Below are 8,103 nucleotides of genomic sequence, written 5' to 3'. Positions count from 1 at the left end.
CCGTAACTTTGAGAATTTTAGAAATAGAATTTTGCTATCAACGACTTAGTTATATTAAAGAAACCTGATGCTTATGCACCAGGTTTCCAATATGGGATTTTACCCCCGCTCTTGACAAAGAGCCGAAAAATCGCTACAATATATGAAAATTCAACTATTGAATAAAAATCATATATTGTAGCATTTTTGCTTGATTAGACAACCCTTTTTAATATTGCTCTTGATAAAAAACTTTTATGTAAAGAACTTTTGTGTAAAAGACTTTTACCTAAAGAACTTTTATCTAAAAAACTTTTATCTATAGAACTTTTATGTAGACATATACATGACTAGTTAATAGTCTATATATGTTTTATTTTTTTAAACGTAAGACTTCTGTATATGCAAGAAGGAATGGACCAACACCTTTGGCATCATCTTTTACGACTGGCTCTGACATATAATAGTCAAATGTTCCGGAACGCATCTGCTTGCCACCAAGTCCGGCAACAAGACATATACCATCAAGGTGAAGACTTCCATCTTCATCAGTTGTAAGATATTTGTCACATATACCATTGAATGCTTTGAGTCCATATTCTGTATAACTCTCAGGAAGGAATCCAAGACGAACACCTTTTAATAAAGCATATGCAAGGATTGAACTTCCACTTGTCTCAAGATAGTTCTTCTCCATATTACCAAGGTTAACAACCTGATACCACATACCACTTTCGTCCTGATATTTTAAAAGTGAATCCATAAGGTCTACGAAGATAGATTTAAGTCTCTCGTATGGTTCACCAACAGAAGGATCACACTTATCAAGTGTATCAAGAAGAGCCATTGAATACCAGCCAAGAGCTCTTAACCAAAAGTTCTGACTAAGTCCTGTAACTGTATCACACCAGAACATCTGTCTTGAAGAATCATAAGCATGATAGTATAGACCTGTCTCAGAATCTCTCATAAGTCTGTTTACATTAAAGAATTGATTAAAGATATCATCATAATTCTTTTTATTATTAAAACGTGTCTCATATTCCATATAGAATGGCTGACACATATATAGACCATCAAGCCATACCTGATTAGGATAGATATTCTTGTGCCAGAAGTTACCTTCTTTGGTTCTTGGCATCTGACCAATCTGGCTATATACAAGATCAATAGCTTTTCTGTATTTTTCTTTGCCTGTAAGGTCATATAATTCAAATAAAGTCTTGCCGGCATTAACATTATCAATGTTAAGTTCCTCAACAGAATATCCGTCAATTGAACCATCTTCCATTACTTTGTGATCAATAAAATTATCAGCAAATTCAAAATACTTCTTATCGCCTGTAATTGAATACATCTCAAGGATAGCTTTAATCATGCATCCATCGATATAATTCCATTTTGATTTGATGCCCTGGAGAATTTTTTCAATATTCCAGATAGGTCTGTCTGGAGTACTTTTTTCCATAAGTTCATCAATATACCTAACAATAGTATCCATATTATAATCTCCTTTAAATAAAATCTACATTAATAATACCCAAACAATAATTTTTTGTAAATGATTTTGTTTAGATTATTTATAAAAAATTCGATAATATAATATAAAGACGTGTTTAGATATACATGAAAGTGGTAATTAGAAATAAAAGCAGGTATTTTTATTGAATTTCAAAAAATAGAACACGAAGCATAATAGCAACTATAGGATGATTACTGACAGTATTAACAAAAATGGGGGATTGAGATGGTAACAATAGAAGAATTACTTAGAACAGCAAAAGAACAGAATGCATCAGATGTACATATTACAGTAGGAATACCACCAAAGATGAGAATAAATGGGTCGCTTGTCAATATGAGTTATCCCTGTCTTTTACCAGAAGACACATCAAAGATAATAAGCGAATTTATGAATAAAAAACAGCAGGAACAGCTTGAAGAAAAAGGACAGGTTGATTTTTCTTTTGCAATTCCGTCACTAGGAAGATATAGAGTAAGTGTATTTAAGCAAAGAGGTTCTATTGCAGCCGCACTTCGAGTTGTTGGAAGTGACATTCCACAGCCGGCATCACTTGGACTTCCTAATGAGGCCATAGAGTTATATAAGAAAAACAGAGGACTCATTCTTATTACCGGACCTGCCGGTGGTGGTAAATCGACAACTCTTGCATCAATAATAGATATGGTTAATGAAAATCGTAATCTTCATGTTATTACAATTGAAGATCCTATTGAATATCTTCATACACATAAGTGTTCAATGGTTAATCAAAGAGAGATTGGTATGGATGCAAGCTCTTATAGCGAAGCACTTACAGCGGCATTAAGGGAAGATCCAGATGTACTATTCGTTGGAGAATTAAAAGATCCGGAGACAATTCTTCTTGCGATAACAGCAGCAGAGAGTGGACATCTTGTATTCTCAACATTATATACAATTGGAGCAGTAGATACAATTGAGAGAATAATAGAAGTGTTTCCAACTAATCAGCAGCAGCAGGTGCGAGTACAGTTTGCAGCAGTAATAAGAGCAATAGTATCACAGCAGCTTATTCCATCTAAAGATAAGACAAAGAGAATACCAGTATTTGAGATGATGTTTGCTAACAAAGAGATAAAGACGCTCATTAAGACTAACCAGTCAGAGAAGATAGAAGATGTGATAAAAAATGGTAAAAAATCAGGAATGAGAAGAATGGATGATTCAATACTTCTCTTATATGCAAGAGGAGAGATAACCAAAGACAGTGCCATTAATTTTGCAAAAGATCCACAGCTTATGGAGAAGACAATCGAGTTACTTGAACAAAAATATAAAAAATAAAAGATAAGACCTGACAGATAATTGGATGATTTAGGAAGTTCTATTATAGATTATAGAATTTCCTAAGTTGTCTTTAAGTCACAAAAAAGAGTTTTTAACCTGTGAAAATATGTATTATGTAAGATAAAAAGATATGATTATTCTAAGTTGTAAAATTATACTTGTTAAGAATGAAGTGGTATGATAGAATAGCAAAGGTATTTTTATAAGCCAGAGTATAAAACCCATACCTTCAGATGATGGGTAGTTCACAATTAACAGTATGTCATAAATATTATACCAAAACTGTTTTCTAAAATATTTCAACATTATCTAAGGATCAAAAATATTCCAAAAAAATAAAAAACAAAAGAACAGGAGAAAAAAATAATGTTATGCAGTGTATTTAGCAGCGTTTTACATGGCGTTGAAGCAATGATTATTAACGTAGAAGCTGACATAAGCACAGGTCTGCCATCATTTGATATGGTAGGATGTCTTGGAAGTGGCGTTAGAGAGGCAAAAGAGAGAGTGAGAACTGCTATCCGTAATTCAGGATATGTAATTCCACCATCGAGAATTACAATTAATATATCACCGGCAGATGTGAGAAAAGAAGGAGGAGGGTACGATCTGTCAATAGCAGTGGCACTTCTTGGTGCAATCGGAATAGTGCCAAAAGAAAGTCTTAAGGATACACTTTTTTTAGGTGAATTAAGTCTTAATGGCGAGATAAGACCGGTAAAAGGAGTATTACCAGTTACAGTAAAGGCACAGGAAAGTGGTATAATAAAATGCTTTGTTCCAAAGCAAAATGCAAATGAGGGAGCTGTTGTTGAAGGAGTTCGTGTAATAGGTGTGGACAGTCTTAAGATGTTAGTAGAAGTACTTAATAATCCATTACTTGAAGAACCGGAACTTATTAATACAGACAGATTGTTTGAAGATGGTATAAGAGATTATTTTGGCAATGGTGATTTTTCAGACATAATAGGTCAGGCTGGAGTAAAAAGAGCAGCAGAGATAGCAGCAACAGGAATGCATAATCTTCTTATAATCGGACCACCTGGTTCAGGAAAGACTATGGTGTCAAGAAGAATTCCGACAATACTTCCAAAACTTACGCTTAGTGAAAGCTTAGAGATTACAAGTATATATAGTGCTGTTGGTGAATCGATTGATGGACTTATAACACAGCGGCCATTCAGAGCACCACATCATACAACTTCGCCAACTGCGATGTCTGGAGGTGGAATTAATCCTAAACCGGGTGAGATAAGTCTTGCACATAAAGGAGTGCTTTTTCTTGATGAATTTGCAGAATTCAAACCGGTTACAATAGAGACACTAAGACAGCCGCTTGAAGACAGAACAATATTAATATCAAGAGTCAATGGTAATTATGTATTTCCTGCAGATATAATGCTTGTTGCAGCGATGAATCCATGCAGATGCGGATATTATCCTGACAGAGTAAAATGTCATTGCACACCGAATGAGATAGAACGCTATTATAATAGAATAAGCGGACCTATAATGGACAGAATAGATATCTGTGTCGAAGCACCGAAGATAGAAGTAACAGATCTTAGACATAATTCATCAGAAGAAGAGACATCAGAAGATATAAGAAAAAGAGTCGAGAAAGCTGTAGCAATTCAAAAGCAGCGGTATACAAACACATCATATAGCTTTAATTCCCAGATAAGTTCAAAAGATATTAAAAAATACTGTAAGATGGAAAAAGAAACAGAAGAGTTTCTTGATAATATTTTTGAAAAACTAAACCTTAGTGCGAGAGCATATTACAAGATAATAAGAGTAGCAAGGACAATTGCAGATCTTGATGAAAGCGAGATTATTAAGACAGAGCATATAAGCGAAGCAGCATGTTACAGACCTGTAGAAAATAATAAGATTAGATAGATGAGAGGACGATTATGACTAGAGAATTATTATGGTACTGGTTTTGCAATATTCGTGGAATCGGAATTGTAAAACAGAGAAATCTGCTTGAATATTTTGAAAATGTTGAAGCAATATTTAATGCAAAGATTAATGAATTATCAAAGGTTAGCAGGATAACAGAGAATGATGTGACCAATATTATTTTGAGCAAAGATATTAAGAAATTGGAGAAGTCATTCGAAAATATGAAAGATTTGGGAATCAGCTTCATTAATATAGAAGAAAAAGAATATCCAGAAAAATTAAAGCAGGTATATGACCATCCCTTTGGCATATACTGTAAAGGAAAAATAATCGACAATACCAGAAAAAGCATAGCAATAGTTGGTGCGAGAAATTGTACAGATTATGGAATATATATGGCAAAGACTATAGGAAAAGCAGTTTCTGATGCAGGCGGACAGGTTATAAGCGGCTTTGCAAGAGGAATAGATACATTCAGCCATATAGGTGCATTAAAAGGGCAGACAGATACATTTGCAGTATTTGGATGTGGGCCTGATATATGTTATCCGACAGAGAATATAGAATTGTATGAAGAACTCATCAATCATGGCGGAATTATATCAGAATATGCACCGGGTGTGCGACCGATAAAAGGCAACTTTCCTATGAGAAATCGTATAATAAGTGGCATATCTGATGCAGTGATAGTAGTTGAAGCGAGAAAGAAAAGCGGTTCACTTATAACTGTAGATCAGGCACTTGAACAAGGAAAAGACGTATATGCAGTTCCGGGGCGTATGACAGATCCACTAAGTTATGGATGTCTAAAACTTGTAAAAAGTGGAGCAGGGCTTGTCACATCTATTGAAGAACTTATAGAAGAACTGGGATTAGACGGGGGTTATAAGCCGGTAAGTGAAGCAGATAAAAACAAAAAAAATAATATTCCTCTTGAAAGCCATAAAAAAATGGTGTATTCTGATTTAGATTATTCAGAAACAAAGAATATTGAGAATATAATTGAAGATGTAGGACTTAAAGCCAAGGAAGTATCAGCAATACTTTTAGAACTTGAAGTAATGGGTCTTGTAAGAAAAGTATCAAATAATTATTATATTAAGATTTGAAATTGAAACAGATTTGGGAGGATTGAGTATGCCACATTATCTAGTAATAGTGGAATCACCTGCGAAGGTGAAGACAATTAAAAAGTTTTTAGGCTCCAATTATGAAGTGTTAGCATCGAATGGACATGTAAGAGATTTGCCAAAGAGTCAGATGGGAATAGATTTTGAGAACAACTTTGAACCAAAGTATATAACTATAAGGGGAAAGGGTGATATACTTGCAAAGTTGAGAAAAGAAGTAAAGAAAGCAGACAAAGTATATCTCGCAACTGACCCTGACCGTGAAGGAGAAGCTATATCATGGCATTTGTCAAAGGCACTAAAACTTGAAGATAAAGATATACACAGAATATCATTCAATGAGATTACTAAGAATGCTGTTAAAGCATCTATCAAACAGGCAAGAAAGATAGATATGAATCTTGTTGATGCACAACAGTCAAGACGAGTACTTGACAGAATGGTAGGATATAGTATAAGCCCTGTTCTATGGAGTAAAGTTAAAAGAGGATTAAGTGCCGGACGAGTACAGTCTGTTGCACTTAGGATAATATGTGACAGAGAAGATGAGATTAATTCATTTATTCCACAGGAGTATTGGACACTTGATGTACCTATAACACCTAAAGGAGAGAAAAAACCAGTAATAGCAAAGTTCTATGGTGATGAAAAAGGCAAGATTGCAATAAACAATGAAAAAGAGATGAATGACATATTAGAAGTTGTTGAAAAGTCAGAATTTAAAGTTGCTGATATTAAAAAAGGTGAGAGAATAAAAAAAGCACCACTTCCATTTACAACAAGTACATTGCAGCAGGAAGCATCAAAGACACTTAATTTTTCAACACAAAAGACAATGCGACTTGCACAACAGCTATATGAAGGTATAGATATTGAAGGAATGGGAACAATAGCTCTTATAACATATCTTCGTACAGATTCAACACGAGTAGCAGAAGAAGCAGATAAAGCTGCAAGAGAGTATGTATCGAACATATATGGTGAAAAATATGTATCAGAGACAGAACAGACAAAGTCTAAGAGTAAGAAGATACAGGATGCACATGAAGCTATAAGACCTACTGATATTACATTAACACCAGTTAAAGTAAAAGAATCATTATCAAGAGATCTATTCAGACTGTACCAGCTTATCTGGAAGAGATTTACAGCAAGCAGAATGGCTAATGCAGTCTATGAGACAACATCACTTAAGATTGCAGCAGACAGATATAGATTTACAGTATCAACATCAAAACTTGATTTTGAAGGCTTTATGTCAGTATATGTACAGGAAGACGAAGAAAAAGAGCAGAACAATGCACTTGTAAAGAGCATAGATAAGGATACAGAGCTTATACCGGGTGAATTCGATAAAAAACAGCATTTTACACAGCCACCTGCACATTATACAGAAGCTGCACTTGTAAAGACGCTTGAAGAACTTGGAATAGGAAGACCAAGTACTTATGCACCGACAATAACTACGATTATACAGAGAAGATATGTAATCAAGGAAGAAAAGTCATTATATGTTACAGAGCTTGGTGAAGCTATCAATACAATCATGAAGAAGGCATTTCCATCAATAGTTGATGTTAATTTCACAGCCAATATGGAATCACTTCTTGATAAAGTCGAAGAAGGAACAATTGATTGGAAGACAATAGTAAGCAACTTCTATCCAGACCTTGACGAAGCCGTTAAAAATGCAGAGAAAGAACTTGAGACAGTTAATATCGAAGATGAAGTTACAGATGTAGTCTGTGAAGAATGTGGAAGAAATATGGTTATAAAATATGGACCACATGGTAAGTTTTTAGCCTGTCCTGGATTCCCTGAGTGTCGCAATACCAAGACATATCTTGAGAAGATAGGCGTAAAATGTCCAAAGTGTCAAAAAGATATAGTCATAAGAAAGACTAAAAAAGGAAGAAGATATTATGGATGTGAAGGCTATCCGGACTGTGATTTTATGTCATGGCAAAAACCATACAAAGAAAAATGTCCTGTATGTGGAGGCTATATGGTTGAAAAAGGCAACAAAGTAATGTGTGCTGATGAGAAGTGTGGTTATGTAGGTAATAAGTCCGATAATGAAGAAAAAAAGTAGTACTTATTTCATAGAAACTAGTACAAAAGAAACAATATATAGTAAAAAAGTACAATTGTGTTTTAATTGTGAAAAAAAAAGAAAAAATGTATATAACTATTGCATAATTCCTTGATGTGTGTTAGTATTTCATAAGAGGAATAAAAAAACCTTTTTTGATATAT

The 8,103-nt window shown here is 34.2% G+C and carries 5 protein-coding genes; 4 read left to right on the top strand and 1 reads right to left on the bottom strand.

Annotated elements, in window-relative coordinates:
- Positions 1-352 precede the first annotated feature (352 nt).
- A complete protein-coding gene (locus tag KQI85_RS04780; RefSeq protein ID WP_216574951.1) occupies positions 353-1,480 on the bottom strand; it encodes a glycoside hydrolase family 105 protein in 1,128 nt (375 codons plus the stop codon).
- A 246-nt stretch (positions 1,481-1,726) separates the two neighbouring features.
- Here KQI85_RS04780 and KQI85_RS04775 point away from each other — a divergent pair, with 246 nt between their 5' ends.
- The 4 genes from KQI85_RS04775 (at position 1,727) to topA (ending at position 7,939) form a co-directional block, all read left to right on the top strand.
- Positions 1,727-2,806: a type IV pilus twitching motility protein PilT gene (locus KQI85_RS04775; RefSeq protein ID WP_216574950.1), complete on the top strand. Its 1,080-nt coding sequence runs from the start codon at positions 1,727-1,729 to the stop codon at positions 2,804-2,806.
- A gap of 369 nt (positions 2,807-3,175) precedes the next feature.
- On the top strand, positions 3,176-4,711 hold the full coding sequence (locus tag KQI85_RS04770) for a YifB family Mg chelatase-like AAA ATPase (RefSeq protein WP_216574949.1): 1,536 nt from the start codon (positions 3,176-3,178) through the stop codon (positions 4,709-4,711).
- Between the two features lie 14 nt (positions 4,712-4,725).
- The gene (gene dprA / locus KQI85_RS04765; protein ID WP_216574948.1) at positions 4,726-5,826 is read left to right on the top strand and encodes a DNA-processing protein DprA; all 1,101 of its coding nucleotides are present in this window, start codon (positions 4,726-4,728) and stop codon (positions 5,824-5,826) included.
- Between the two features lie 28 nt (positions 5,827-5,854).
- The gene (topA, locus tag KQI85_RS04760) at positions 5,855-7,939 is read left to right on the top strand and encodes a type I DNA topoisomerase (RefSeq protein ID WP_216574947.1); all 2,085 of its coding nucleotides are present in this window, start codon (positions 5,855-5,857) and stop codon (positions 7,937-7,939) included.
- The last annotated feature ends 164 nt before the right edge of the window (positions 7,940-8,103 follow it).

The organism is Falcatimonas sp. MSJ-15 (assembly GCF_018918265.1).
Taxonomy (GTDB): Bacteria; Bacillota; Clostridia; order Lachnospirales; family Lachnospiraceae; genus Falcatimonas.
This window is presented reverse-complemented; position numbering and strand designations above follow the sequence as displayed.

What these genes read in the sequence shown, in the direction of transcription:
- KQI85_RS04780 (WP_216574951.1), bottom strand. Translation starts at nt 1,480, where the DNA reads ATGGATACTATTGTTAGGTATATTGATGAACTTATGGAAAAAAGTACT.
- KQI85_RS04775 (WP_216574950.1), top strand. Translation starts at nt 1,727, where the DNA reads ATGGTAACAATAGAAGAATTACTTAGAACAGCAAAAGAACAGAATGCA.
- KQI85_RS04770 (WP_216574949.1), top strand. Translation starts at nt 3,176, where the DNA reads ATGTTATGCAGTGTATTTAGCAGCGTTTTACATGGCGTTGAAGCAATG.
- dprA (WP_216574948.1), top strand. Translation starts at nt 4,726, where the DNA reads ATGACTAGAGAATTATTATGGTACTGGTTTTGCAATATTCGTGGAATC.
- topA (WP_216574947.1), top strand. Translation starts at nt 5,855, where the DNA reads ATGCCACATTATCTAGTAATAGTGGAATCACCTGCGAAGGTGAAGACA.